The sequence below is a fragment of the Nocardia sp. NPDC050406 genome (assembly GCF_044459025.1).
GTDB lineage: Bacteria > Actinomycetota > Actinomycetes > Mycobacteriales > Mycobacteriaceae > Nocardia.
The window spans coordinates 1118732-1142051 of sequence record NZ_JBITIM010000001.1 but is presented as its reverse complement, the minus strand read 5'-3'; the positions used below and the strand labels follow the sequence as shown (position 1 = coordinate 1142051).

General features: G+C 67.2%; 24 protein-coding genes and 3 tRNA genes. 15 read left to right on the top strand and 12 right to left on the bottom strand.

The window, feature by feature from the left end; genetic code table 11:
• Positions 1-231 precede the first annotated feature (231 nt).
• The 4 genes from ACIBH2_RS05405 to ACIBH2_RS05390 all read right to left on the bottom strand — a co-directional run bounded on the left by ACIBH2_RS05405 (position 232) and on the right by ACIBH2_RS05390 (position 5384).
• Positions 232-2460 (bottom strand): thiamine pyrophosphate-dependent enzyme, encoded by a 2229-nt coding sequence (locus ACIBH2_RS05405; protein WP_397113728.1) that lies wholly within the window; start codon positions 2458-2460, stop codon positions 232-234.
• 101 nt (positions 2461-2561) lie between these two features.
• Positions 2562-3116 carry an exonuclease domain-containing protein gene (locus tag ACIBH2_RS05400; RefSeq protein WP_397113726.1) on the bottom strand — a complete coding sequence of 185 codons (555 nt, stop codon included), beginning with the start codon at positions 3114-3116 and terminating at the stop codon, positions 2562-2564.
• Positions 3117-3172: 56 nt separating this feature from the next.
• Positions 3173-3958 carry an META domain-containing protein gene (locus tag ACIBH2_RS05395; protein WP_397113724.1) on the bottom strand — a complete coding sequence of 262 codons (786 nt, stop codon included), beginning with the start codon at positions 3956-3958 and terminating at the stop codon, positions 3173-3175.
• A 19-nt stretch (positions 3959-3977) separates the two neighbouring features.
• Positions 3978-5384: a lipase family protein gene (locus ACIBH2_RS05390; RefSeq protein WP_397113722.1), complete on the bottom strand. Its 1407-nt coding sequence runs from the start codon at positions 5382-5384 to the stop codon at positions 3978-3980.
• A gap of 168 nt (positions 5385-5552) precedes the next feature.
• On the opposite strand from ACIBH2_RS05390, the gene ACIBH2_RS05385 reads away from it, so the two are divergent.
• Both ACIBH2_RS05385 and ACIBH2_RS05380 read left to right on the top strand, forming a co-directional pair.
• On the top strand, positions 5553-6182 hold the full coding sequence (locus tag ACIBH2_RS05385; RefSeq protein WP_397113720.1) for a TetR/AcrR family transcriptional regulator: 630 nt from the start codon (positions 5553-5555) through the stop codon (positions 6180-6182).
• Between the two features lie 45 nt (positions 6183-6227).
• Positions 6228-7847 carry an MFS transporter gene (locus tag ACIBH2_RS05380; RefSeq protein ID WP_397113718.1) on the top strand — a complete coding sequence of 540 codons (1620 nt, stop codon included), beginning with the start codon at positions 6228-6230 and terminating at the stop codon, positions 7845-7847.
• 3 nt (positions 7848-7850) lie between these two features.
• Here ACIBH2_RS05380 and ACIBH2_RS05375 read toward each other — a convergent pair whose 3' ends face one another.
• Positions 7851-8474 carry a winged helix-turn-helix transcriptional regulator gene (locus ACIBH2_RS05375; RefSeq protein ID WP_397113716.1) on the bottom strand — a complete coding sequence of 208 codons (624 nt, stop codon included), beginning with the start codon at positions 8472-8474 and terminating at the stop codon, positions 7851-7853.
• A 67-nt stretch (positions 8475-8541) separates the two neighbouring features.
• Here ACIBH2_RS05375 and ACIBH2_RS05370 point away from each other — a divergent pair, with 67 nt between their 5' ends.
• Positions 8542-9444, top strand: coding sequence for an alpha/beta fold hydrolase (locus tag ACIBH2_RS05370; RefSeq protein ID WP_397113714.1), 903 nt, complete (start codon positions 8542-8544; stop codon positions 9442-9444).
• On the opposite strand, the gene ACIBH2_RS05365 is transcribed toward ACIBH2_RS05370, so the two are convergent.
• Positions 9433-10611 (bottom strand): MFS transporter, encoded by a 1179-nt coding sequence (locus ACIBH2_RS05365; RefSeq protein WP_397113712.1) that lies wholly within the window; start codon positions 10609-10611, stop codon positions 9433-9435. The genes ACIBH2_RS05370 and ACIBH2_RS05365 overlap by 12 nt on opposite strands.
• A 152-nt stretch (positions 10612-10763) precedes the next feature.
• Here ACIBH2_RS05365 and ACIBH2_RS05360 point away from each other — a divergent pair, with 152 nt between their 5' ends.
• The 6 genes from ACIBH2_RS05360 (at position 10764) to ACIBH2_RS05335 (ending at position 13144) form a co-directional block, all read left to right on the top strand.
• Positions 10764-11405, top strand: a complete 642-nt coding sequence (locus tag ACIBH2_RS05360) for a TetR/AcrR family transcriptional regulator C-terminal domain-containing protein (RefSeq protein WP_397113710.1) — start codon at positions 10764-10766, stop codon at positions 11403-11405.
• Between the two features lie 170 nt (positions 11406-11575).
• The gene (locus ACIBH2_RS05355) at positions 11576-12130 is read left to right on the top strand and encodes a helix-turn-helix domain-containing protein (RefSeq protein ID WP_397113708.1); all 555 of its coding nucleotides are present in this window, start codon (positions 11576-11578) and stop codon (positions 12128-12130) included.
• A gap of 105 nt (positions 12131-12235) precedes the next feature.
• A complete protein-coding gene (locus ACIBH2_RS05350; RefSeq protein ID WP_397113706.1) occupies positions 12236-12712 on the top strand; it encodes a DUF1772 domain-containing protein in 477 nt (158 codons plus the stop codon).
• 190 nt (positions 12713-12902) lie between these two features.
• A tRNA-Trp gene (locus ACIBH2_RS05345) sits at positions 12903-12974 on the top strand.
• Position 12975: 1 nt separating this feature from the next.
• Positions 12976-13052, top strand: a tRNA-Met gene (locus ACIBH2_RS05340).
• Positions 13053-13070: 18 nt separating this feature from the next.
• Positions 13071-13144 (top strand) — tRNA-Lys (locus ACIBH2_RS05335).
• A 72-nt stretch (positions 13145-13216) separates the two neighbouring features.
• Here the strand turns inward: ACIBH2_RS05335 and ACIBH2_RS05330 are convergent.
• Positions 13217-13999 carry a DUF4352 domain-containing protein gene (locus ACIBH2_RS05330; RefSeq protein ID WP_397113704.1) on the bottom strand — a complete coding sequence of 261 codons (783 nt, stop codon included), beginning with the start codon at positions 13997-13999 and terminating at the stop codon, positions 13217-13219.
• A gap of 217 nt (positions 14000-14216) precedes the next feature.
• Here ACIBH2_RS05330 and ACIBH2_RS05325 point away from each other — a divergent pair, with 217 nt between their 5' ends.
• Positions 14217-14684: a PPOX class F420-dependent oxidoreductase gene (locus ACIBH2_RS05325; RefSeq protein ID WP_397113702.1), complete on the top strand. Its 468-nt coding sequence runs from the start codon at positions 14217-14219 to the stop codon at positions 14682-14684.
• A 125-nt stretch (positions 14685-14809) separates the two neighbouring features.
• Positions 14810-15028, top strand: a complete 219-nt coding sequence (locus ACIBH2_RS05320) for a hypothetical protein (RefSeq protein WP_397113700.1) — start codon at positions 14810-14812, stop codon at positions 15026-15028.
• Between the two features lie 3 nt (positions 15029-15031).
• Here ACIBH2_RS05320 and ACIBH2_RS05315 read toward each other — a convergent pair whose 3' ends face one another.
• On the bottom strand, positions 15032-15361 hold the full coding sequence (locus tag ACIBH2_RS05315) for a hypothetical protein (RefSeq protein WP_397113698.1): 330 nt from the start codon (positions 15359-15361) through the stop codon (positions 15032-15034).
• Between the two features lie 412 nt (positions 15362-15773).
• On the opposite strand from ACIBH2_RS05315, the gene secG reads away from it, so the two are divergent.
• Positions 15774-16007, top strand: a complete 234-nt coding sequence (gene secG / locus ACIBH2_RS05310) for a preprotein translocase subunit SecG (RefSeq protein ID WP_397113695.1) — start codon at positions 15774-15776, stop codon at positions 16005-16007.
• Positions 16008-16130: 123 nt separating this feature from the next.
• Here secG and ACIBH2_RS05305 read toward each other — a convergent pair whose 3' ends face one another.
• Positions 16131-16973: a thioesterase family protein gene (locus tag ACIBH2_RS05305; protein ID WP_397113693.1), complete on the bottom strand. Its 843-nt coding sequence runs from the start codon at positions 16971-16973 to the stop codon at positions 16131-16133.
• A gap of 124 nt (positions 16974-17097) precedes the next feature.
• On the opposite strand from ACIBH2_RS05305, the gene ACIBH2_RS05300 reads away from it, so the two are divergent.
• Positions 17098-17784 carry a DUF1361 domain-containing protein gene (locus ACIBH2_RS05300; RefSeq protein WP_397113691.1) on the top strand — a complete coding sequence of 229 codons (687 nt, stop codon included), beginning with the start codon at positions 17098-17100 and terminating at the stop codon, positions 17782-17784.
• A 16-nt stretch (positions 17785-17800) separates the two neighbouring features.
• Here ACIBH2_RS05300 and fadD8 read toward each other — a convergent pair whose 3' ends face one another.
• The 3 genes from fadD8 to ACIBH2_RS05285 are packed head-to-tail and all read right to left on the bottom strand — an operon-like array spanning position 17801 to position 21525.
• Positions 17801-19408, bottom strand: coding sequence for a fatty-acid--CoA ligase FadD8 (gene fadD8 / locus ACIBH2_RS05295; protein WP_397113689.1), 1608 nt, complete (start codon positions 19406-19408; stop codon positions 17801-17803).
• Positions 19409-19435: 27 nt separating this feature from the next.
• Positions 19436-20632, bottom strand: a complete 1197-nt coding sequence (locus ACIBH2_RS05290) for a thiolase C-terminal domain-containing protein (RefSeq protein ID WP_397113687.1) — start codon at positions 20630-20632, stop codon at positions 19436-19438.
• Positions 20633-20676: 44 nt separating this feature from the next.
• Entirely contained in the window at positions 20677-21525 is an 849-nt protein-coding gene (locus tag ACIBH2_RS05285) for an SDR family NAD(P)-dependent oxidoreductase (RefSeq protein ID WP_397113685.1), read from the bottom strand.
• A 54-nt stretch (positions 21526-21579) separates the two neighbouring features.
• Between ACIBH2_RS05285 and ACIBH2_RS05280 the strand changes: the two genes are divergently transcribed.
• Both ACIBH2_RS05280 and ACIBH2_RS05275 read left to right on the top strand, forming a co-directional pair.
• Positions 21580-22566 carry an alpha/beta fold hydrolase gene (locus ACIBH2_RS05280; RefSeq protein WP_397113683.1) on the top strand — a complete coding sequence of 329 codons (987 nt, stop codon included), beginning with the start codon at positions 21580-21582 and terminating at the stop codon, positions 22564-22566.
• Positions 22567-22651: 85 nt separating this feature from the next.
• On the top strand, positions 22652-23305 hold the full coding sequence (locus ACIBH2_RS05275; protein WP_397113681.1) for a DUF1275 family protein: 654 nt from the start codon (positions 22652-22654) through the stop codon (positions 23303-23305).
• Positions 23306-23320: the final 15 nt, after the last annotated feature.

The window sequence follows — 23320 nt, the reverse complement described above, 5'->3', positions numbered from 1 at the left end:
TGCCGATCTTGATAGTCCTCGGCGGCCTCGTGACCAGTGCCGTTGCGCCACCGCCACATTTCCGCTACTACTATCTACGTACCTACTTAGTAGATAAGAGCTTGTGCCGTACCCCTCAGCGGCACGAGGGACGCCGAGCGGAACGGCGTTGCGCGACCGGCGGTGGTGGGCTCCCTCATCACCCGCCCCCGCCGGTCGCTCTTTCCCGCTCGCGCTGCTGCGAAGGCCCGCTCACGACCTCGCGAGGAGTTTGTCGGCGGCCTCCTCGATCCGGGGCTCGTCGAGCAGGACGAGATTCGTCGCGGGGCCGAGGGGAATGAAGCTGTCCTCGCTGGTGACCCGAGCGAGCGCGCCGTCGTATCCCGCGTCGAGCAGCGCCGCGCACACCGACTCGGAAACGCCTCCGCTGCGGCGGGTTTCGTCGACCACGAGTACGCGCCCGCTGGCCCGCGCGTGGTCGAGGAGATCGTCCACGGGCAGCGGAGCCAACCAGCGCAGATCCACCACACGCGCGTGCACACCGCGTTCGGCCAGGCGACGCGCCACGCGCAGGCTCATCGGCACCCCATTGGCGAAGGTGACGATGGTGAGGTGGGTGCCGGTGCCATGGGCGCGGGCCCGACCGATGTCGGCATGGCGCACACCGGCGATGGGGGCCAGCCAGGCGGCGTCGCCGGGACGGTACAGATCCCGGGTGTGGTACAGCGCGATGGGTTCGAGGAAGACGCACACCCGCCCGTCCACGCGCGCGGCGGAGACGCAGGTGCGCAGCAGGGCGGCGGCATCGTCGGCGCGGGCGGGGGAGGCGATTACCAAGCCTGGGATATCCCGCAGTGCCGCAAGGGAATTGTCGTTGTGGAAGTGGCCGCCGAAACCCTTCTGGTAGCCGTATCCGGCGATGCGCACCACCATCGGGTTGCGGTAGCGACCCTCGGAGAAGAACGACAGCGTGGCCGCCTCGCCGCGCAGCTGGTCCGCGGCATTGTGGACGTAGGCGAGGTACTGGATCTCCGGGATGGGAACGAAACCCGCCAGGCCCGCGCCCAGCGCGGTGCCGAGCACGCTCTGCTCGTCGAGCAGCGTATCGAAAACCCTGCGCGCCCCGAAGCTCTGCTGCAATCCCTTGGTGACGCCGTAGACGCCGCCCTTGCGGCCGACATCCTCGCCGAAGACCAGCACATCGCGGTCGTGGGCGAGCAGGCTCGACAGCGTGTGATTGACCGCCTGCGCCAAGGTCATCGGCTCGCCCGGCTCCGCGGCATCGGCTTCCCGCGAATCCGTTGTGTGCGACGCGGATCCGTTCGAGGTGGCCGCGCGCAGCGCGTCCGTGCGCACCATGGTCGGCCGAGTCGGGGCGAGGGGTTCCATGACCATGGCCGCGGAACTCAATTTCGGCTCCCGCCTGACCTTTTCGGCGGCCTCCGCCACCCGCGCGCCGATCTCGTCGTAACGCCGAAGCACCGCGTTCGCCGTCGCCACCCCGGACGCTACGAGCAGCCGCCCCGTCGCGGTCACCGGATCGCGGCGCAGATCGGCCGCCAAGTCACCCGGCCGCCGGTAGGCCGCCTCCACATCCGAGCCCGCGTGTCCGAGCAGCCGCACCGTCCGCAGCCGCAGGAAGGCGGGCCGCCGATGCTCCCGCACCCACTCCGCCGCCGCGGTAGCGGTCTCCACCGCCGCCACGGTATCCGTGCCGTCCGCCTCGAAATACCGCAGCCCGGGCCGAGATCCGTACGCGTTCTCGATCCATTGCCGAGGTGTCGGCACGCTGATGCCGATGCCATTGTCCTCGCAGACGAACAGAATCGGCATGGCGATGCCCTGGTAGGCGGTGTGGACGGCGGTATTGATCGCCCCCGCCGCCGTGGAGTGATTGGCCGAGGCGTCGCCGAAGGTGCACAGCACCACCGCGTTCGCGGGCCATTCGCACGCCAGCCCCGCCTTGGCCGCCCGCTCCAGTGCGAAGGCCAGCCCGACCGCGCGCGGCAGGTGCGAGGCGATGGTGGAGGTCTGTGGAATCACCCCGGCGGCCTTACTGCCGAAAACCTTGTGCCGCCCACCGGAAATCGGGTCCGAGGCCGCCGCCACGACCCCGAGCAGGACATCGCGAATCGGATCGCTTCCGGAAACCCGCCCGACCCGATGGACGAAGAACGCGCCGGACCGATAGTGCAGCAGCGCCGGATCGTCCACCCGGGTGGCCGCCGAGAGCGCCACATTGCTCTCGTGCCCGGAGGATCCGATGCTGTAGTAGCCGTTGCCTTCTCGGGTGAGCTGGCGTGCCATCAGATCGAGATGTCGGCTGGCGGCCTGCGCGTCGAAGAGTTCCAGCAGTCGGTCGCCGGTGAGTGCCGCACTCAGCGGTTGGTCGCGGGCTCGGGTCGGTCCCGGCGTCGTCGCGGTGACCTCCGCGCGAAACCACTGATCCAATTCCGATTCCCGCTCGCCGATGACGGTCACCGCCCCTCGATTCCGGTTTGCCGCTTATGTCCTGTATTGCGGTGTTTCAGATTAATCGGGTGTCCGGTTTCTCGTGGGCAATCTCGGTCGCGGCCCGCGAGTCACACCGACCAAGCATCCCGCTTCATCAGGTCCACAATCAATGCCGCGACATTCCAGGCATCGTCGTCCCCGCGATGATGGGTGCCCGCCAAGGGAATTCCGGCCAGCCGCAGCGCCCCGGCCATCCCGTATCGACGAGTGGTGCCCTGGGCCGCGGAGAAGGCGCGTTTGGCATTGGTGTGCCGGGTGCCGAAGGGGTAGCGCACCCCGGTGGCCGCGCACTGCGTCTCGAACTGCCTGCGGTCGTAATCGCCCCAGCTCGCCCACGGCCGCGAATCGGTGTGGAATCGTTCGCGCAGCAGGGCGCAGGCCTGCTCGAAGAGGATGCCGCCCGCGACCTGCTCGGGTGTGAGAGTGGTCAGCCGGGTACAGAACTCGCTGACCTCGGAGCGCTCCGGGCGCACCAGAATGCTGTGCTTCCCGACCCGCTCGAGGGTGCGGGTATCGAGGACGCAGAGGCCGATTTCGATGATCTCGTTGGGTTGGCCGGGCGGGTTCGGGCCTTCCCAACAGGTGGCCTCGACATCCACGACGTTGAGGAAGTGGTCGTTCATGCGCCGGACGGTACCGGCCCGGATATGGCGGGCGACAACAATTTTCGCCCGTCGCGCTACTCCGCGCGCAGTTTCAGCCCGGTGCCGTTGCCGGTATTGCGCAGGGTGAGGGTATCCGAATCGATGGTGGCCGTGGTCTTTCCGTCCAGCGCCGTGAGCACCTGCTGCTCCACCTCCATGACCTGGGGATCGCAGGCCATTCGGGTGGTGCCGATCTGGAAGGTGACCTCCTCGCCCGCGATCTGGGCGCTGCCCATCATGCGATTGCAGCCCGCGCTGCCGGAGACCGCGCCGTCGGAGCCGATGAGCAGGGTCGGCTTCACCTCGTCGAGGGTGCGCGAGCGCACCTCGGCGTCCTGGGTGAGCGTGGCGGTGACGATCCAGGTGGTGCCGACCAGGGGTTTGTCCGGATGGGCGACCTTGCGGTCGAGCAGGGTGACGGTGCTGCCATTGCCGCTGACGGTCAGGGTGTCGCCGTCCATCTTCCAGGTGGGCCGGGATTTCAGCAGGCCCTCCTGCCAGCCGTCGGACTCCCCGCGCTCGTCCGGGCAGCCCATGAGGGTGGAGGCGAGTTGATCGACGGTGAGGACATGGCCGTCGAGATTCACCGGGCCGGTGGCGGTATTGCATCCGGCATTGGAGGTGACGCGGTCCTCGGCGAAGGAGAGCGTCAATGGGCCGCCGCCGGGAATCGGCAGGCCCTCGACCTTCGTGGAGACGAAGGAGCGGCCCATCGGCGTGGGCCCCGGCTTGTCGTCGGTGTCGTCGCCGGAGGAACATCCGGCGACGACGACCGCGGTCAGGGCTAGGAGAAATCCACCCCGAACTCGAGTTGCTCGCATATTGCCGATCGTACGGAGGTCATACCGGCATGCCCAGTGCCGACGCGAGCGTTTGTCCAATGGTGTTGGCGAAAGTGCCGATCGCGCCCGGATCCAGAATTTGGCTCCATACGTCGCGATTCGAACATCCGGCCGGAGCGGGCACGCCATTGAGCCGGTCACTGAGCCACATAGCGGCGCTCGCGGTGCCGGAGACCGCCGCTATGCCGTGCTCGCTGAGCAGGTCGCGGGTGTAGTAGACCTGCGCGTTCGGGTCCGTGCAGTAGGTGTCGTAGAGCCGATTGACGGAATTGATCGGCATCACCTCGTCGAAGGGCGATTCGTAGATGAACAGCGGCGAGGGCGGGGTGCCGCGGCGGCCCAGGCTCAATTCGTCGAGGACCGGTTGCATTTCGGGCGCGCGCATGGGATCGCCCGGGTAATCGAACAGGCCCTTGATATTCACGAAGGGGAAGGCCGCGAATTGCAATGTCACGCACTGGCCTTCGTGGACCACCCGCACGGCCTTGCCGAGAGGGTTCATATAGCGGTCGATGAATTGATTCACCTGCGGGTATTCCCGGGCGACACCGAACAGCCCGCCGAGCACCGCGCCGCCGAAGGTCGAGGTGCCGTTGTTGTAGTCGATGGCGTCGCGGATATCGGCCATGAGTCCGCCCGCGGCCGTTCCCACCATATTCAGTTCCGGGGCGTACTCGGGCTGCAATTCCGCGGCGTGCGCGGTCGGAATCGCGCCGCCGGAGTAGCCCCACAACCCGACCTTGGTCTCGCTGCCCGGCAGTTCGGCGGGCGCGAAATTCTCGGCGGCGCGAATACCGTCGAGGGTGATACGACCGCCCAGCGGCCCGACCGCGTAGGCCGCGTTCGGTCCCTGATGATCGGGCACCACGACGGCGTGACCGAGTTGCAGCATGGCCTGCACCTCGATGAATTCCGCGCCGATGACCGGGTTCAGCGGATTGGGCAGCGAACCCATCTGCAAGGTGTACGAGGGCGCGCAATTGACCGACAGCGAATCCTCGGCCATTTGGAACGACAGCAGCGCGCGCTGACCCGTGGGGGCGGGGCGGTGCGGCACGATGACCGTCGCCACGGCCGGAATCGCCTCACCTCGGGTATTGGTGCTGCGGTAGGACAGCTGCCAGGCCTTCACATTCAGCGGGATCAGCCAGAAATTGGCGAGATTCACCTGTCGAGCGGAGAGGATTTCGCCGGGCTGGGCGGCGGCGACCTTGGCTGGGTCGGGGTTGTAGAAATCCGGATCCAGGTACGGCGGGGCGGGCGGAATCGGGAAGGGGAGTGGCGGCTCCACCGAAACAGGTTCCGCCGCAGCGGGATTCACCACCGCCGGGCATACCGCCACCGTCAATCCCGCCGCTACCGCGAGACAGGTTCGGGCGATGGTCGCCCGGGTCCGCGCTGTCATATCGATTCCTCCACACCCCGCGTCCCCGACGCGCGCCCGCCCACTAAGATAGAGAGCGTTTGTTTTCTAAGTTGGGTGCCGACTCTATGGCTCCGAGCGGGACTGTGTCAACGGTCACGTTCGAGCGGGCGTTGGCCTCGCCCCGACGACCAGGCAGGATGATCCACCGTGACCGAAGCTCCCCGCCCGCGCCGCACCCAGCAGGAACGCCGCGCCGCCACGGTCGCCAAACTGGTCGACGCGACCATCGCGGCCATTGGCGAGGTCGGCTACCAGCGCGCCACGGTGCAGGAGATCTGCACGCGGGCCGGGCTGTCGGCCGGGGCCATGTTCCGGCAGTTCGACACACGCCTGGATCTGATCGTGCGCACCGCGCGGGAGGCGTTCGCGCAGCAGTTGAACGGGTTCGGCGCGGCCATGGAACACCTTGGGGCGCAAGAGAACGCGCTCGATGTGGCCCTGCGGTTCCTGCGCCAGGCGCAGTCCTCGAATCTCATACACGCGCTGCGGGAGATCTATCTGGCGGCGCGGTCGGACAGCGAACTGCGCGAGCGGATCGCGTCCATCGCCGACGAGTACTACCGCGAGATCGTGGCCACGCTGAACCGCACCGGGCTGCTCGACGACTTCCCGGAGCAGGTGCGCGAACCGCTGTTCTTCATGATGCTGCACCTGTTCTCGGGTGAGGCCGTGGTGCGCGGGGTGTATCAGCGGCCGGATCTCGACGAGTCGGTGCTCGCGCTGGTGGAGGACATGTTGGCCGTCTACGCCGCGCGGTTAAGTTCGCGCGAGTCCTAGCGTGGCATCCGCACGGCCTCGATGGCTGGGAATACGCTGCGTTCGGTGAGTGCCGTTCGATCCGAAGCCCGCGACTCGGCGTGGGCCCCGCTGGCGGCCCCGGTGTTTCGCGCGCTGTGGATCGCGCAGTTGGTCTCCAATCTGGGTACCTGGATGCAGACCGTCGGCGCGCAGTGGACCCTGGTGGGCGAACCCAACGCCGCGACGCTGGTCTCGCTGGTGCAGACCGCCACCACCCTGCCGGTCATGTTGTTGGCCATTCCCTCCGGTGTGCTGGCGGATCTGGTGGATCGGCGGCGGCTGCTCATCACCGCCCAATCGGTCATGGCGGCGCTGGCCGCGGCGCTCGCGGTGCTCACCGCGACCGGGCACACCACGCCGTTGCTGTTGTTGACGCTGCTGTTCCTGCTGGGCTGTGGGCAGGCGCTGACCGGTCCGGCCTGGCAGGCGATTCAACCGGATCTGGTGCCGCGCAACCAGATTCCGGCGGCGGCCGCGCTGGGCAGTATGGGCATGAATGTCGGGCGGGCGGTGGGTCCGGCGCTGGCGGGCATGCTGGTGGCGCTGTCGGGACCGACCCTGGTGTTCGCGCTGAACGCGGTGTCGTTCGCGGGCATTCTGGTGGTGCTGGTGCGGTGGCGGCGGCCCGAGAGCGACCGAGGGTTGCCGACCGAACGGCCCATCGCCGCGCTACAGGCCGGGCTGCGGTTCATCTCGGCCTCGCCCGCGGTGCGGCGAGTGTTGTTGCGCTGCTTGCTGTTCGTGGCTCCCGGCAGTGCGCTGTGGGCGCTGCTGCCGGTGGTGGCGCACGATCGGCTCGGGCTGTCGTCGTCGGGGTACGGACTGCTGCTCGGGGCCTTGGGGCTCGGCGCGGTCATCGGCGCGACCCAGGTGGCGCGATTGCGGCACACGCTGCGACCGACTCGGCTGCTCGCCGTGGCGGCCGTGGCGTTCGGCATCGCGACCGTGGGCGCGGGCGCGATCCACAACGAGGTGGTCGTGCTGCTGCTGTTGGTGGTCGGCGGCTTCGGCTGGATAACCGGTATGTCCACCATGAACTCGACCATGCAGCTGCTGCTGCCGGGCTGGGTGCGGGCGCGCGGACTTTCGGTGTATCAGCTGGTGTTCATGGGTGGGCAGGCGCTCGGCTCACTGCTGTGGGGTCTGGCGGCGGGGTGGGTCGGCAGCGAGACCGCGCTGCTCGCGGCGGCGGCGCTGCTCGGTCTGTGTGCCGTGAGCACGCTGTGGCTGCCCGTGAAGGTCTCCTCGGTCGACACCACTCCGTCGGCGCACTGGCCCGAGCCGGTGCTGGTCTTCGAACCCGCTCCGACCGATGGTCCCGTGCTGGTGTTGGAGACCTATCGCGTCCCCGACGAGATGGCCGCCGACTTCGTCCATGCCATGGCTCGCGTCGGCCGCTCCCGGCAGCGCACCGGAGCCATGGAATGGCGGCTGTTTCGCGATGTCGGCGCGGCGGACCGGTATGTCGAGGCGTTCGTGGTTCGGTCGTGGGCCGAGCACATGATCCAACACCAGGTCCGCCTCACCGCTCAGGACCAAGCGGCGGAAGCGCGGGTGGCTCAGTACACCGTCGGTGAGACGCACACGTTGCACCTGGTCGCGGTGCCGCCCCCGCATCCCTCCGGGGGCCTGATGCGTCCGTGATCGTCAGGCGGCGAAGACGGTACGGACGATGGATTCGTCGCCCTCGACCTCGATCAGTCCGAAGGTGCGGGCGTCGCCGAGGGTGAAGGCACCCGCGGCGAGGCCGAGGATGTAGGCGGGGTCGGCGCGCAGGGTCGCGTCGAGGTCGCGACCGTCGTGTGGGGTGACCTCGAAGCCGGAGCGGGTCGCGCGCAGTTGTAAAGGGGGACCGCCGATTTCGAGGCCGACGGTGGCTACGCGGCGGACCTTGGCTCGGGTGGCGAGCAGGGCGGGGAGGGCCAGGGCGAGCCACTCGGGGCGGAAGACGTCGCCCTCGGGGCCGCGCGCCATCAGCGGGGTCGACCAGCGGATCAGGCTCTCGATGGGCTGGCGCAGTGCGGAACCCCATGGGGTGAGCGCGTATTCGACCGCACCGCCCGGGCCCAGTCGGCGCTCGAGGACTCCCGAGGACTCGAGGTCGCGGAGTCGATCGGCGAGCAGGTTGGTGGCGATGCCGGGGAGGCCGTCCATCAGGTCGCGGTAGCGGGCGGGGCCGATGAGGAGCTGGCGGACGATGAGCAGATTCCATCGATCGCCGACGACCTCGAGGGATCGGGCGAGCCCACAGTACTGACCATAGCTACGCATGCTTGACCTTCTCCAGTGCGCTTGAGAAAATCAAGTATACCGCCGCCTTCGAGTCGAGAGGGTCGTCATGACCGGCACCACCGAGAGCGTGCGACCCGCCTGGGTCGATGACAGTCTGTTCCCCTTCCAGAGCCGTTTCGTCGAGATCGACGGGCACACAGTGCATTACGTGGACGAGGGTTCGGGTCCCACACTGCTGTTCCTGCACGGCAACCCGACCTGGTCGTTTCTGTTTCGCGACGTGATCCGCGCACTGCGCGACGACTTCCGGTGTGTCGCCCTCGACTACCCAGGGTTCGGGTTGTCCACGCCGAAGCCGGGTTATCGCTTCCGGCCCGAGGATCACGCCGAGGTCGTCACCGCTTTCGTCGACAAGATCGGATTCGTGGGCGTCACGCTGGTCGGCCAGGATTGGGGCGGTCTCATCGGCTTGGCGGTCGCGCAGCGGCGGCCCGGCCTGTTCGACCGGCTGGTGCTGGCCAACACCTGGGCGTGGCCGGTCAACGGCGTCCTGCATTTCGAAGCCTTCTCCCGCCTCGTCGGCGGTCTCGCGGGCCGCTTCCTGGCCCGGCGGTTCAACCTGGTCGTCAACACGTTCATCCCCACCGGCCACCGCCGCCGCAAGCCCACCCCGGCCGAGATGACCCACTACCGCGAAGCCCTGAACACCCCCCAGCGCCGCCAGGCCTCCGCCATCTTCCCCGCCCGGGTCCTCGCCAGCCGAGCCTTCTTCGCCGACCTCGAAGCGGGCCTCCCCACCCTCGCCCACCTGCCGACACTGATCGTCTGGGGCGACGCCGACATCGCCTTCCGCCCGCAGGAGCGCGAGCGCCTGGAAGCGACCTTCCCCGACCACGAGACGGTGATCGTCGAGGGCGCTGGAACCTACGTGGAATCCGATGCACCCGAAGAGTTCGTCGCCGCCATCCGCGAGTGGACAGCGGCGCACCCCGGCGCGCTAGGCCAGTAGGAAGCTGGCGAGGGCGGGGCCTACCGCTTGACCGAGTTGGTAGGCCAGGAGGTAGAGGCCGAGGGCGCTGTGGCGGTGGTGGAGGGGGAGTGCTGTGGTGGCATGGGTTGTGTACCAGGCCATTCCGGCGCTGGATGCGAAGACCGCCAGCGCCGTCGAGCAGGTGAGGATGGTCGGGGGAGGAGCGGCGAGTGGGAGGGTCGCCGCGGCGATGGCGAAGGCGGGCAGTCCGAGATCCACGGCCCTGGCGGGCAGTCGGTGGGCCCAGCGGGTGAACAGCAGTGCCGCGGTGGCTCCTGCGGCGAGACCGATGAGAGTGGCCAGACCGATCTGATTCGGGGACCACTCGGCACGCAGTAGCTGCGGAATCGTGTACAGCACAGCGAAATACACCGTCGACAGGGCGCAGGCGGCCGCGGTGCCGACCAGCCACGGGCGTGATCTCAGTACCGCCCGTGGCACGAATCCCTCAGGGGTACTGGCGATATGAGCCGCCAGGGCCGCCGCCAGAATCGCGAGCGCGGCGATCGCGACACCGGGTACGCGGGGCATGACCACGACCGCGGTGAGGATGCCGATCACCAGCGCCGCACCGCGATGATCCCGGGTTTGCGCACTGCCGATCGGGACCGTCCGCAGTCGTCGCAGCAGTGCGGGTGCCGCCAGTGTCGCTAGGGCGGCCAACAGCAATGGCAGCCGCCACGACACCGCCGACAGCGCGGAACCGGCCAGCGGGCCGAAAGCGCCGACGAGCCCGACGCTGGCGGTGATCACGCCGGTGCGGCGGGTCGTACCCGCCAGGCTGATCGCGAGCGTGACCAGACCTCCGCTGCCGATCGCGCCGACCGCGCGCCCGGCGAGCAGCACCGCAAGCGTGGGCGCGGCGGCGGTGACGGCCGCTCCGAACAGGACGAGCGCCGTGTTCACGCCGAGAGTTCTACGCGGGCCGTGGATTTGGAGAAGGGCCGTCGTCAGCGGAGTGCCCACGAGCACACCCCATCCGAACGCCGTGGCCACCCACGTCGCGGTGGACACGGTTACGCCCAAATCGGTTGCGAGGGAGGCGATCGCCGTCGTGGCGCTATTGGCGCTGAGCGCGGTCGGCGTCGCCAGCAGGACAAGTAGGAGGAGCGGAACATGCGCGGTCCGCGTCGTGTCGGTGACCATGAATCCAAAGTAAACCAAGTAGTGCAATAAATGCACTACTTGGTTTACATTGGTGGCACTCGCGAAAGCGAGACCACCATGACGAAGCGCGCTGGCCCGGAAGGCGCCGTGGTGCACTTATAAGCTGCTCGGGGAACACAGAAGGGAAGTGGATGAGCGAGCGGTCGGAATTCCGCGGTAGGCCCGACAAGCGGCGAGCCATCACCGGTGCGGCCCGCAAGGTATTCGGCCAGGTCGGATATACGCGGGCCAGCGTGGAGGCGATCGCGGCCGAGGCGGCGGTATCCAAACGCACCATCTACAACCATTTCGCCGACAAGGAACAGCTTTTCCTCGATGTCGCGCTCGAGGGCGCGAACGAGGTCACCGCGACGATCGCGCAGATCATGGACCGTCATCTGCGCAAGATCGTCGACCTCGAACAGGATCTGATCGATTTCTCGCTCGACCGCATCGCGGCCGTCACCGAATTCCCCGATCACTTCGCGCTGGTTCGCGTCATCGAAGCCGAAGCCAATCGGATTCCACCGGCCATTCTGTCGGCCTGGATCGACGCTGGCCCGCAGACCGCCCACCTGCGCCTCGCCCCGTACCTCCGCCGGATCGCCGACCGCGGTCTCCTGCGCATCGACGACGCCGATACCGCCGCAGCGCATTTGACGTTGTTGACCATCACCGACATCAACAATCAAACCTTCTACGGCGCACGGCCATTGCCCGAGGACGTCATCGAGAAGACCGTGGTCGCCGGAGTCCACGCATTCTTGCGCGCGTATCGCACCCAGGGACAATGAATCCCACGCTGTGGCTGTGGCCAGGTCACTGCGTCTATCTCGGGCCGTCGCTTCGGCTCGACGCGCATCGCGGGTCGGTGCATTGTCTGGCGGTCGGGGTGGACGCGCCGTTCACCGTGCACGTCGGGGACTCGGGGTGCACCGCTCGAAGCGCGTTGATACCGCCGCGGATGACGCATCGACTCGTGGCCGAGGGGGAGCGGATGCTGTTCTGCTATATCGACCCCGGTTCGGCGCGTGCCGCAGCCTGTGGGGATCGAATGACGGCTCAGGTGCAGGGAATTGGCGTCGGTCACCGCGATGAACAGTCCTTGCTGACGCTCGCCGCCCGGCCGGAATTCGATCCCACTGCGGCGCTCGACCTCGCCTGCGGATACCGACCACTCCCCATCGACCCTCGAATCGCGACCGCGGCGGCAATGATCCGCGCACACCCCGCGCACCCGAACTCCGCCGCCGAGCTGTCCGCCGCGGTACACCTGTCGACCTCGCGCTTCCTGCGCCTGTTCAGCGCGCACGCGGGAACGAGCCTGCGCCGCTACCGCCTCTGGGCGCGCATGCTCACCGTCGGCCGCGCCGTAGCCGACGGCGCGGACCTCACCACGGCGGCCGCGACCGCCGGTTTCGCCAGCCCCTCCCACTTCAGCGACACCTTCCACGCCATGTTCGGCCTCACCGCCAGCACCCTCCTCACCTCGGGCACCCGCGTCGTGATCCTCGACTGACCGGTAGCGCCGGTCCTAAATCTAGCGACGCTAGACAAGTTAGCAAGGGGGTGTTACCGTTGCTCCAGCTTCTAGCGCTGCTAGATTTCGTGAGAGGGAATCGAAATGCTCAGCACCACAGGCCAACTCGTCGCCGTCATAGCCGTCCTGGCCAATGCCGTCGTCTACGGCACCGACGTCTGCGCGGCCGTCATCATGCGCTCGGTCTACCGCAAACTCGACGACGCGACCGTCACCGTGAGCGCCGGGTGGGGCCATTACTACGGCGACAAACGCATGCCGATCGTCGGCGCGGGCGGCGTGGTCACGGCCGTCCTCACCCTCGTGATCGCGGTAGCGGCCGGAAGCCCCGGCGCCGCCCTGGCAGCCGGAATCACAGTGGCCGCCCTACTCACCTGGCTGGGCCTCTACGTCCGCATCGCCAAGCCGATCAACACCCAACAAACCGCCGCCGCCCAGACCGGCATAATCCCGCCCAACGCCCGTGCGCTACAAGACAAGTGGGACAGCATCCTCAAATACCGAGTCACCCTGCAACTCACCGCCCTCGCCGGACTGTCCGCCGCCCTGATCCTGTTCTGACCCCCGATAAATCAATTGCACCCGTCCTGGGCATCTGCGAACGTTGGTGTCCCACAGGTTGTTCGGGCCGGTGGGAAACCAGGAAGACAAACCGGCCAGGGGCCGGAAGCCGTTGCTAGCGGTATTGAGCCTTCGGGCTTGGGATTCGAGTTCTCTGTCTCCGCGACCGCTTGGCAGCAAGCGGATCCGAATGGGCGTAGCTCAGTGGTAGAGCAGCGGTCTCCAAAACCGTGTGTCGGAGGTTCGACCCCTCCCGCCCGTGCAGCGGTGTGGCGCAGTTCGGTAGCGCGACGGGTTCATACCCCGTAGGTCGTCGGTTCGAATCCGACCACCGCCACCACGACCCCACCGGGGTCAAGCCTCTGTAGCTCAGTTGGTAGCAGCAGCCGCCTCTTAAGCGGCGGGTCCCAGGTTCGATCCCTGGCGGGGGCACGCGTCGAGAGCGCTGTCATCGCAGGCGGAACCGAACGCCGTGGCGACCGGCGGGTGCGAAGTTGAGTGCTCCTACTGCACCGCGACCTTCACTCCGCGAGAGAACATCGAATCGTGAAACTCGATGGAGGCGGGGACTGTTCCCACGGGTAAGTCGAAGGCCAGGACCACGGAGATCTTGTGGCCCGGGTTGAGTTCGTCATGAAATCCGTAGTTGTTCAAAGCGGCGTTGGCGTCGAAGTTGCTGGCGAATTCACGCTCCTGATCATCGATCAGTCTCTGGTTGTCGCCGAAGTAGGTTTGCGGTCTGTCTCCGGTATTGGTGACATCGACATAGACCAGAACGAACACCCCCTTGGCGTCGGCCTGCCAGAATCCGTCTCCGACAGACGTTGCGCCTTGCTCGATTCGTGTCACGACGAACTCGAATTTGCCGTCCCGCACCGCTGAACCCACCGCTGCGACCTCGTCCTTGGGAGGTGTGACAGGCATGGTCGGCGCGGGCGTGGCGGGCCGGTTATTCGCCGAGGGGTTCGCGGCGACCGTGCTGGTTCGGTTGGGTTTCGTCTTCGAGGTCTCGTTGCTGGCCAGTCCGACCAGTCCGGCGCACCCGCCGCAGGAGAGGACGAACGCGCCGATCAAGATCCATACCCAGATCGGCACGGTGGACTTCGGCGGTGTCGGCGGTCGCATGGGGTACTGCGGATACGAATAGGGCGGTTGCGGCCCGTGTGGTGGCTGCGGCGGATAGGTCACGGGATCCCCGTGGGTTGGGAAGAATGTCGTGTTGTGGATCGGCCGCGGCACGGTGTGCTGGCAGGTGTCCATCAGCTCGGTCTGGTCGACTGTCCGCATCGTAGGAGACCAATTGAGGCCGTTGCGGTGACAATGTGTGCCACCCTCGCGGGTAGCTCGGAATTGGCCATTGTGCGGGCACCGAGAATATGCGCGGGTGCGTCGGATTCGATCGATTGACAGAGCTGGTGGCCCCCGCTCGTGGGCCCGGGTTAGCTGTCGGTGGCTTGTGTGAGACTCCGGGTTCGGGCGCGGGCACTACAGCGAGGAGTCTGTGATGGCGGAGATTGGCCGGGACGCCGCGAGGGATATCGACAGCATCAACAGGCTCACTGGTAATGGAGTGCGGCGCAACGAGATTCCTGACAGTCGTGCCGATCTGCTCGGTAAGAAGTGCTTCGCGCATTTGTCGTCGCTCGGGCCCGACGGTGAGCCGCAGTCGCATCCGGTGTGGTTCGACGCCGCGGGCGGGCGGCTACTCATCTCCACTGGCACCGATCGGCAGAAGTACCGCAATATTCGGCGGGATCCGCGGGTGTCGGTGTCGATCCTCGATCCCGACGACCCGTACCGCTATCTCGAAGTGCGCGGCCGTGTGGTCGAGATCGAGGCTGATCCGCAGAAGATCTTCCTCGACCAGCTGGCTCGCAAGTACCTGGGGCAGGACCGTTATCCATACGAGGAGCGGCGGGGAGTGGAACGGGTCATCCTGCACATCGAGCCCGACCACGTCGTTGGCGGCTGAACCTCCCCCACCAGGGTGGATGCTGCCGCAAGTGTTTGTTGAGGATCTTGAAAGTGTGTCCGCCTTCCATAGAGCAATACAGCGAGGCGGGAAATGGTTCCGCTTCGGACAATGGGAGGCACACCATGAAGAAGTTTACGACCGCCGCGCTAGTCGGCGGCGCTGTCGCGGCGGCCCTCATCGGCTTTGCGGGTCCTGCGGCGGCGTCGACTCCGGTGGCTCACACGCCCTGCACCCGCAGCGAGATGATGAAGCCGGATTGGGATGTCAACACCGGCCTTCCGGTCATCTGCGTCAGCACCGGTGCCAGCGGCTTGCAGTGGGTGCCCGACGCCACCCGATGACGGCTAGTTCGGAACGACGCAGATGGTGAGTTCGATACGCGGGTAGACGATTGCCTCTGTCGTGCAGAGGTTTTCGTCGGCGACGTCGAACACCTCGGTGATCCGCTCACTTCCGGGCTGGTGGGCGGCGCAGTCGACGCGAGTAGGTTCGTTGACGTCGGCCAGATCCCAACAACTGTCGGCCGTCATGTTGTACGTGAAGCAGTACAGAGCCAGCCGATACCCATCATCGGCCCGATGGTGGTAGCTCAGCGTAGCCTTCGGCCCACACCGCTGCTCCTGGTTCTCCGGCGTCAACGAATACTGCTCGATCAGCCGGTACTTCGCCTCCACCGCCCCACAATCGGCCGGTCCCGCAGTCCCGTTCACCTCATCCCGCGAAGCACACCCCCCGACCTGCAACCCCTCATACTGGTTCGGGTACGCCTGGGCGACCGCGAAACCCGAGAAAGCCAAAACCGCCGCCCCCACGAAACCCACTGCGCCACTTGCCAATTTCACGACATCCCCCAGAGAACTCGAAGCTGTGTAGTGATCTTGCCAGACGCCGGGCTATCGATCGCCGCAATGTCGATTTCGCGACTCTCGCGGAGTGGCTCGAGTCCACGGCGTCGGCATCAGCTGCCAGGTCCAGGCGCTTGCTTGCTCGAAGAGGGCCGCCCCTGAGCGGAGTATCCGCGGTCGGCTCGGTGCCAGGCCAGGGAGGATGCGGGTGGGTTGGTGGGGGTTGCATACACTGTGGGGCATGCGCATGTTCCTTGACATCCTTCTCATCATCACCAGCGTGTTGCTGGTGCTGCTGGTGCTGCTGCATCGGGCCAAGGGCGGTGGTTTGTCCAGCTTGTTTGGTGGTGGGGTGCAGTCCAGCCTTTCGGGGTCGACGGTTGTCGAGAAGAACCTTGACCGGATCACGGTGTTCACGGGCACCATTTGGTTGATCGCCATCCTGGGGATTGGGTTGGAGATCAAGTTCGCCTGACGTAGGCGTGGGTTGGGAGTCACCCGGGTGTCTTGGATGCCTGGGTGATTTGTTGTAGGCGGTCGCAGATCGGGGTGGAGGGGCGGATTTCGCCGGGTGGGGGTGAAGTTCGACCGTTCAGGCCTAACCGAGGCTGGGCTCGACGTATCCCTGGGCGTCGGCAAAGGCGGCCAGGTCCACCTGGCGGCGGGCGTTCGAGATCGCGGTGGCGACGCAGGTACCCAAGGGGCCGCTGCGGTCGTACATGAGGGCCGTCGCTACCACCAGGCCGTTGGCGGCTATGTGATCGTGGGCTTGGAGGCCGACCTCGGGGCCTTCGGGGAGGCGGGCGAGGGTGAGGGTCATATCGCTGTTGATGTAGCCGACGCCTTCGGTGCCCCAGTTGCAGACCAGGTTGGTCGCGTCGCCGACGAAGGCGGCGCGCTGGAAGGGGGTGATGGGCTCTCCCTCGACCAGGGGTGGCACGTTGTGCCAGATGGCTTTTCGTTCACTGTTGCGGCCGGAGGCGAAATCGCCCGTCCAGTCCATCGCACCGGATTTGAACAGGGGCGGGTGGCCCTCGGGGTTGTCCAGGCGTCGCTCGGGTACCGGCAGGTGGTGGCCAGGCTGCCAGACCTCGCCCGGCGGCTGCTGAGCGTTCGCGAGGTACATTACCGTCGCGCGGGCCCGCACCTCGCCGTCCTGCACGATCGACGCGTCGACCACGCGAATGCGCCGACCGTCGCGCACCACCTCGCTTCGCAGCGCGATCGGCTCGTTGAGCACCGGCCGGAACAGGTCCACGGTGAACCGGGCGGGGGTGAAGCCCGCGTCGGGGCGGTGGGTCTCGAGCTCGCGGGCGAGCAGCCCGCAGACCGCGGTCCCGGCCAATTGCGTCGCCGACCATGCGCTGACCGCCATCGCGGTAGCGACGAAACGCCCGTCGACCTCGGTGAAGAATGCGACCACCGTGCCCTGCCTTCCCATTTCAAGATTTCTTGAATTAGAACACGTTTCAGAATTGAACTGAAGCGTGGAGAAGTTGTGTGGAAACTGTGAGGCCTCGAAAAGGAGAGGTGGAATTCGCCGCGACCCGGGCATGATGGCGATCATGCACGTGATGGATGCGGTGGGGCCGAACCTGGCGGGGGTCCTGCATCGAAATTTGTTCTGGATGGTGTGGAACACCATATTGGCTTGGGTGCCGGTGGTCTTCGCGCTGCTGGTGTTCCGGATGAAGCGCCCGGGGGAGGGGCGGCTGCCGAAATCGCCGGTGTGGTGGGCTGGGGCCGTCCTACTGCTGCTGTTTCTGCCGAACGCACCCTACGTCGTGACCGATCTCGTGCATTTGCGCGACGATATCCGCTGGGCGGGTGAGGGTCCGGTGGTCACCGCCGTACTGCCGGTATACGCGGCATTCATCGCCTCGGGCTTCCTGGCCTACTACCTGGTACTGCGCGAGATGGGCCGATTCCTGGAACGGTCCGGATTGGGATCCTGGCGGACACCGGTCACCCTCGCGGTCCATTTCCTCTGCGCGATAGGCGTTTTCCTGGGCCGCTGGGTGCGGCTGAACTCCTGGGAACCGGTGGTCGAGCCGCGCGGCACCCTGGAGCGCATGGTGCTGGCCTTGACCTGGGAGTGGGCTCCGATTCTCATCGCGGCCGTCTTCGTGGCCACGGCGGTGGGGCATTTCGTGACCCGGGCGGTGGTGGAAACGGCCCTGAGCAGTGCGCGCAGCGGAATGGAATTCGTACGCGCACTGCGGGTTCCGGGTCCTACCACCGATCAGGCGTAGTCCCGGTGCGGGTCGATCAGGCGATACCCAGCTGCTCCTGGGCGATCACCCGCACCGCCTTCTTGTCGGGCTTGCCGAGCCCGGTCAGCGGCAGCTTCTCGATGACCACGAAATGCTTGGGCACCTGCACCGAACCCTTGCGCTGCTTGACCGTCTGCTGAATCTCGGCGGTCACCTTCTCGATCGCGGCGCTGTCGGCGGCCGTGGCGGCATCCAGGACCACGACGGCGGTGACGGCCTCGCCCCACTGCGGATCGGGCACGCCGACGACCGCCACGTCCAGCACGCTGGGGTGTTCGGCGACAACGTCTTCCACCTCGCGCGGGAACACATTGAACCCGCCGGTGACCACCATGTCCTTGCTGCGGCCGACAATGTGCAGGAAACCGTCCTCGTCCTCCCGGGCGAGGTCACCGGTGTGCAGCCAGCCGTCCTTGAAGGTCTCGGCGGTGACCTCCGGCAGATTCAGATACCCCGCCGCCAAAAGCGGCCCGGACACACAGATTTCGCCGACCTCACCGGGCGCGACAACCTTGTTGTCGGCATCGATCAACGCCACCCGCAGCGCCGTCGACGGCCGCCCGCAGGAGCTGAGCCGCTCCTTGTCGTGCTCGTCCTTGGCGAGATAGCTGATGGCCATCGGCGCCTCGGACTGCCCGAAGTACTGCGCGAACACCGGCCCGAACTTCTCGATGGCCTGCGTCAACCGCGTCGGATCGATGGCGGAGGCGCCGTAGTACACCGTCTCCAGCGACGACAGATCACGCGTGGCCGCGTCCGGATGATCGAGTAGCGCGTAGATCATGGACGGCACCAGCATGGTGGCGGTGATCTTGTGCTCCTCGATGGCCTTCAGCACCTCCCCGGCATCGAAGCGCGGCAGCACGATGCATTCACCGCCGAGCAGCACCACGGGCACGAAGAACGCCGCGCCCGCATGCGAAAGCGGCGTGCAGATAAGGAATTTCGGCCGCTTCGGCCACTCCCACTCCGAGAGCTGGATCTGCGTCATGGTCGACATGGCCAGCGCCGTGCCCACCACGCCCTTCGGCTTGCCGGTGGTGCCGCCGGTATAGCTCACCGAGATCACATCGTCGGGCCGCAACTCGGTCGCCTCGATGGGCTGGGCCTGGAACTTCTCCACCTCCGCGAGGAAATCCACACCCACATCGGCCAATTCGTCCGGCACCGGCCCGAGCACGAGCACTCGGTTCAGCCCCTCCACCCGGTCGACGAGGTCCCGCGCGCGCTGTACGAACGCCGGGACCGGATCGAGGATGAGTGTCGAAATGCCCGCGTCGGCAAGCACATACGCGTGATCGTCGAGTCCGCCGATGGGGTGCAGCGCGGTGCGCCGATGCCCGCGCACCTGTCCCGCCGCGATGGTGAACAGCACCTCGGGCCGGTTCAGCGCGAGAACGCCCACGGGCGTACCGGTTTCGACGCCGTTGGCGGAGAACGCCTGCACGTACCGGCTGATGGCATCGAGTACATCCGCGCCGGTCAGCACCGTGTCGCCGAGCGTCACCACGGGATTCTTCTTGTGCCGCCGCAGTCCAGCCAGCAGGCTGTGCCCGTTGTGCACGGGCATCCGCAGTCGGGTATCGGGATCGATGGTGGTCATTGGTGTGTCAACTCCCGTTCGTTCCGGTCAGCGTGCGTTCGGTCCGGCATAGAGGGTCACGGCGGTCGCGCCGCCGAGCCCGAGATTGTGGGCGAGGGCGATCTTCGCGTCGGGCACCTGCCGCTCACCGGCGAGTCCGCGCAGATGCCAGGACAATTCGGTGGCCTGCGCCAGCCCGGTCGCGCCGAGCGGGTGCCCCTTGGAGATGAGCCCGCCGGAGGGGTTCACCACCCAGTCGCCGCCGTAGGTGGTGGCACCGGACTCCACGAGCGCACCGGATTCGCCCCCGCCGCACAGTCCGAGGGCCTCGTAGGTGATGAGCTCGTTGATGGAGAAGCAGTCGTGCAGCTCGATCACATCGACATCGGCGATGCCGATGCCCGCGGTCTCGAAGACCTTCGCCGCCGCGCGCCGAGTCATACCCGATCCGACCACATCGATCATGGATCCGGTCGAGAACGCGGAGGAATCGTCGGTCGCGATCTCCTGAGCGAGGATCTCCACCGCCTGTGCTTCGAGCCCGTGCGCCTTGACGAACTCCTCGCTCACCACGACCGCCGCGGCGGCACCGTCGGACATGGGCGAGCACTGCGACCGCGTGAGCGGCCCGTGCACCGGCTTGTCGGTCAGCACCTGCTCCAGCGTGTAGGCATCCTGGAACTGCGCCAACGGATTTCGCGTCGAGTGCTGATGGTTCTTCACCGCCACCGCCGCCAACTGCTCGGGCGTGGTGCCGTAGAGCTTCATGTGCTCGATGGCGGCATTGCCGAAGAACTGCGTGGTGATGGGCGCGTTCGAGAAGTCGAACTGCCCGCGCATGACCCCGAGGTGATGGTCGACGGTGGTGGCCTTGGGTTTGGTGGCCGGTCCGGCCATGGCCTCCTTGGTCATCTGCTCGAACCCGACGGCCAGCGCGACGTCGGCGATCCCGCTGCCGACCCACTCGCGCGCCAGCATGAGCGCGGTGGACCCGGTGGCGCAGTTGTTGTTCACATTCACCATCGGAATACCGGTCAGCCCCACGTCGTAGAGCGCGCGCTGCCCGGCCGCGGAGGGCTGGAACACGTAGCCGACGGCGGCGCGCTGGACCCGGTCGTAGCCGACGCCCGCATCCCCCAGCGCACCGCGCACCGCCTCGCCGACCATCTCGGGATAGGTCCACTCGCGGGAGCCGATCTTCACGAACGGCGTCATGGCGACACCCACGATGAAAACGCGTCGCATGGTTGCACTCCTTCTTTCGTTGTCTGCCAGAGGGTTTCGCAGCGTCAGTCGGCGCGGGGGATCCGGCCGTCGAGGTCGGTGAAGCCGTACTCCTCCGCCAGATCCGCCACCCGCCAAGCCTTTCCGGTGCGGGCGCGGCGCTTGGCATCGGCGGCCAGCGCCACCACGGCGCGGCCCGGAAAGCGCGGGGTCTCGGCGGCGGCCAGGTCGAAAGTGCCCTCACCGGGCAGCGTCACCAGGCGGCGGCCCTGATCGTCGGCTGGAACCAGTTGCAGCAGTTCGGTATCCACTATCCCGGGCCAGATCGACACCGCCGTCACCTCGGTCTCGGCGAGGTCGTGCGCCAGATCGGCGGTGAGCCGGTCCAGGGCGGTCTTGCCGACGCCGTAGACGGCATTGTGCATGTACCGCACCGCGCCCGGCGACGACACGTTCACGATCAGCCCGCCCGCCTCGATGAGCAGCGGCGCGGCGAAAACGCTTGCCACGTAATGAGATCGGACCCCGATATCGAAGGTCTCGTCCCACGCTTTGGGCGGCACCTCCCAGAACTTTCGACCGAGCCAGCGCGCCGCCGAGGGCGAGTTGTAGACATTGTTCACCAACACATCCAGGCGCCCGTGTTCCTCGCGGACCCGCGCGAACAGCGCCTGCACCGCCGCGTCGTCGTGGTGATCGCACACCACGGCCACCCCGGTGCCGCCCAGGTCGGTGATCTCGGCGGCGGTGGCGTGCACGGTCCCCGGCAGGTGTCCCGTCGTGGTGCTGCGGCCGGTCACGTACACCGTCGCACCCGCCGCGCCCAGCTCCAGGGCGATGCCCTTGCCGATACCGCGACTCGCGCCGGTGACCACCGCGACCCGGCCGTCGAGAATCTTGGGTATTTCGCTCACGACCGCTGGACACTACCTTGAAATAAGAACGTGTTCTAGAACTTGGAGGCGGTAGTGGAGTTGACGCACCGAATGGTGGAGACCAGCGGCATTCGGATGCATGTCACCGAACAGGGGCAGGGCTATCCGGTGGTGTTCTGCCACGGGTTCCCGCATACCGGCTTCGTGTGGCATCACCAAGTCGAGGCCCTCGCCGGGGCCGGGTACCGCGCCCTCGCCCCCGACCTGCGCGGATACGGCCGCACCGACGCTCCGGGAGATGTGGCGGCCTACACCAACGAGGCCGTGGCAGGTGACCTGCTCGCCCTGCTCGACGACATCGGCGCGGAGCAGGCGGTGTTCGTCGGCCTCGATTTCGGCGCGCAGCTCGTGTGGGAGCTGTCGCTGCGCGCCCCCGAACGCGTGGCCGCGGTCATGGTGCTGAACAATCCGTTCGCCCCGCGTCCGCCGCGTCCCCCGTCGGCCTTCTGGACCAAGGCCGCCGAGCGCCACTTCCTGCACCTGTCCTACTTCCAGGAACCCGGTGTCGCCGACGCCGAACTCGCCGCACGCCCCCGCGAATTCCTGGCCCGGGTCTACTACTCGCTCAGCGGCGCGTACCACTACCTCGACACTTGGAAGAACCCGCCCGGCCTCGGCTACCTCGACGTCCTCCCGCAGGCGCCCGAGCTGCCCTGGCCGTGGCTCTCACAAGCCGAATTCGACACCCTCGCCGAGGATTTCGAGCGCACCGGCTTCACCGGCGGCCTCAACTGGTACCGCAATCTGGACCGCAACTGGGAACTCACCGCCGCCTACGCCGACGCCAAGGTCGAGGTGCCCGCCTTCTTCCTCTACGGCGAACACGATCCCGATATGGAGGGCTTCAGCGGCCGCGACCCCCTCGCCACCATGCGCGCCGCCGTCCCGGATCTGCGTGCGGTGGTGCAGGTCCCACGCGCGGGCCACCTGGTGCAGCTGGAGAACCCCCAAGCCGTCAACGACTTCCTGCTCACCAGCCTGGACAGTCTGAAGCTCGACAAGGCCGCGACGGTCTCCTAGTCGCCCGAGCGGCGGTCGGCGATATCGCGTGTGTCACCGCCCGGGTTCCGCGGTCGCGGCCGGTGGCGTCGATACCGTGAGAGGCATGCCGATCACGCCTGCGTCTACCGTGCGGTTCCCGGGTGGACCCGTCCCGTTGGTCCTGTTGGCCGCCGGGGCGGGAGGTATGGACGCGCTGGTGTTCACCGCCTTGGGCAAGGTGTTCGCCAGCGTTCTCACCGGAAATCTGGTGCTGCTGGGCGTGGCCGTCGTGACCGCTGGGATCGAGGTGTCCGCGCCGGTCACGGTCATCGCGGGCTATCTCGTCGGTGTGGTCGGGGCGGCGCGTTGGTGTCGTGGCGCGCGGGTTCGGCGAATCCCGGAATGTCTCGCCGCGGCGACGGTATTGGCGGGTGTGCTCGCGGTGCTCGTCGGGCTGGGAGCCGGTGGCGTGCTGCTGCCCCTCCTGGTGGCGTCGTTGGCGATGGGTATTCAGTCCGCCACCGTCATGGTGGCCGACAATGCCTCGCCGACAACGTATTTGACCTCCACCGTCACACGATTCTTCAGCGATCTCGCCGCGAACGGCAGCGTCGATTCCTGGGCGGTGGCTCGCATCGCCGGACTCGTGACTGGAGCGGGGGCCGCCGTAGCGCTGGGTAAAGCGCTGCCGGAGTGGGGTTTCGCGCTGCCCGCCGTATTCATCGCGATGGCGGCGGTGCTGGTGATACGGGCCGGTCGCGCCGCGCTGTCGGAGTGATCCGGCGAATATTAG